Origin of the sequence: Methylophaga sp. UBA1464 (assembly GCF_002325665.1) — a bacterium.
GTDB lineage: Bacteria > Pseudomonadota > Gammaproteobacteria > Nitrosococcales > Methylophagaceae > Methylophaga.
This window is the reverse complement of record NZ_DCSO01000050.1, coordinates 1-2,359: the sequence shown is the minus strand read 5'-3', so window position 1 is coordinate 2,359 and position 2,359 is coordinate 1. Positions and strand designations below refer to the sequence as shown.

2 protein-coding genes are annotated in these 2,359 nt (G+C 47.7%); one reads left to right on the top strand and one right to left on the bottom strand.

Going from position 1 to position 2,359, the window contains the following annotated elements; all coding sequences use genetic code 11:
- Positions 1–868 (bottom strand): S-methyl-5-thioribose-1-phosphate isomerase (mtnA, locus tag B3O33_RS05970; RefSeq protein ID WP_292363186.1); only part of this gene is annotated, 868 nt, incomplete at its 3' end.
- A gap of 37 nt (positions 869–905) precedes the next feature.
- Between mtnA and B3O33_RS05965 the strand changes: the two genes are divergently transcribed.
- Positions 906–2,225 carry a TRZ/ATZ family hydrolase gene (locus B3O33_RS05965; RefSeq protein WP_292361831.1) on the top strand — a complete coding sequence of 440 codons (1,320 nt, stop codon included), beginning with the start codon at positions 906–908 and terminating at the stop codon, positions 2,223–2,225.
- Positions 2,226–2,359 lie beyond the last annotated feature (134 nt).

Here is a 2,359-nt window from a genome sequence, read left to right as displayed (position 1 = left end):
CAATTGGAATAAGTTCACCTGATTCTGTTTGCCAGTCAATCGTCGATAACGGTGCGACCACCATCACTTTCACCTGGTGATACTTGGCTAAAACGGCTAGAGAGTATGTACCGATTTTATTGGCCACATCACCATTGGCAGAAATCCGATCAGCACCGACAATAACCCAATCAATCTGACCCGAAGCCATTAATGCTGCCGCAGCGACATCGGCCTGCAAGGTACAGGGAATATTGTCCTGTATTAATTCCCAGGCGGTTAATCGCGCACCTTGTAACCAGGGACGCGTTTCGTCGATATAGACATGCTGTATTTTACCATCGGCATATCCCTGCCGAATAACTCCTAATGCGGTACCAAAGCCACCAGTCGCCAATGCACCAGCATTACAATGCGTTAGCACTATGCTGTTAGCATGTATCAAATCTGCTCCCAGCTTTCCCATGGTCTGGTTGGCAACGATATCCTGCTGATGAATCTCAACTGCAGCTTGCAGCAGTTCCGCTTCTGGCGAATAGGTTTCCGGTAAATGAATATAAATGGCTTTCATCCGCTCGATCGCCCAATTTAAATTCACCGCTGTAGGCCGCGATGCTGCCAGTTTTGCCAAAGGTTCATACATGGCTTGTTTCCAGTTCACACCGGCTTTGTTCCATGCTGTACGGGACGCCAGAACCACTGCATAAGCCGCTGTTACACCAATAGCTGGGGCGCCTCTCACCACCATATCCCGAATAGCATGACTGACATCATCAATATGCTCAAAACTGAGCCAGACCTGATGTGTTGGAAGCAAACGCTGATCCAGTAAATGCAGTTGTTGATCATGCCACTTGATGGGCTGAATCATTTCACTGATGCTTTGCACTGTGTTCTCCTGCTGATGGCGGTTATAATCGGACGCTATGGAAAACGTCGATCTGATAATAAATGCCCGCTGGTGTCTGCCGATGACGGCAGATCAACTCATTCTTGAAAATCATTCTATTGTCGTCAATGAGGGCAATATTGTAGCGCTATTACCGCAAACTCAGGCGGAACAGCTTTATATAGCTACTCAGACACAGGATCTCGATGAACATTGCGTGATGCCGGGATTAATTAACAACCATGGCCATACCCCTATGACATTATTCCGCGGTTTAGCGGATGACTTGCCTCTGATGACCTGGCTAAATAACCATATCTGGCCTGCTGAACAACAGTTTGTTGGTGATGCATTTGCTGAGGCCGGATCGGCTTTGGCTATTGCTGAAATGATCCGTGGCGGCACCACCTGTTTCAGTGATATGTATTTCTTTCCAGAAGCAACTGCCCGGGTAGTTGATAGCAGCGGTATTCGGGCAAGTCTGGGCATGGTCGTCATTGAGTTCCCCACTAACTGGGCGAAAGATGTAAATGAGTACTTACATAAAGGCCAGGCCTTACACGATCAGTATCGTCATCACCCGCGCATCACTACCAATTATGCGCCACATGCGCCCTACACCGTTTCTGACAAAACACTTGAAGCCATTATCATTAACGCCGAAGAACTGGATTTGCCGATTCAGATGCATATTCATGAAACGGCGGCAGAAGTCAGCGATAGTCTTTCCCAGTTTGGCAAACGTCCATTGGAAAGACTCAAAGACTTAGGTTTGCTCTCTCCACGATTAATTGCGGTGCATATGACGCAGCTAACGGAAAAAGAAATGGACTGGTGCGCCGAAGCAGGCGTTCACATCGTGCATTGCCCGGAGTCTAATTTGAAACTGGCCAGTGGTTTCACACCCGTTGCCGAACTCATCAAGCGTGGCGTCAATATCAGTATTGGTACCGATGGCGCGGCATCCAATAACGATCTGGATATGTTTGCAGAAATGCGTCAGGCAGCTATTCTGGCAAAAGGTGTCTCTGGTGATCCCAGCGTAGTGCCTGCTTACCAGGCTTTGCAGATGGCCACCATCAATGCGGCCAAGGCTCTCGGTATTGATTCCATCACCGGCACGCTGGAAACCGGTAAAACCGCCGATATTATTGCCATCGATCTCAGCGAGATTGAAACTCAGCCAATATATAATTTGCCGTCTCAATTGGTCTACGCCACCAGTCGCGATAAAGTTTCTGATGTCTGGGTCGCTGGAAAACAATTATTAAAACAACGTCAGCTCACCACATTAAATGCACAACATATTTCTGCCCAGGCACAACAATGGGCAACAAAAATAAGGTCTTCCTCATGACAAAACATAATGTTGATCCAGCCGAAGTCGCTAAATTTGATGCACTGGCATCAAGCTGGTGGGATCCGGAAGGTCAATCCAAACCGCTGCATGAAATCAATCCGTTGCGACTGACCTTTATTAATGAAAGAACC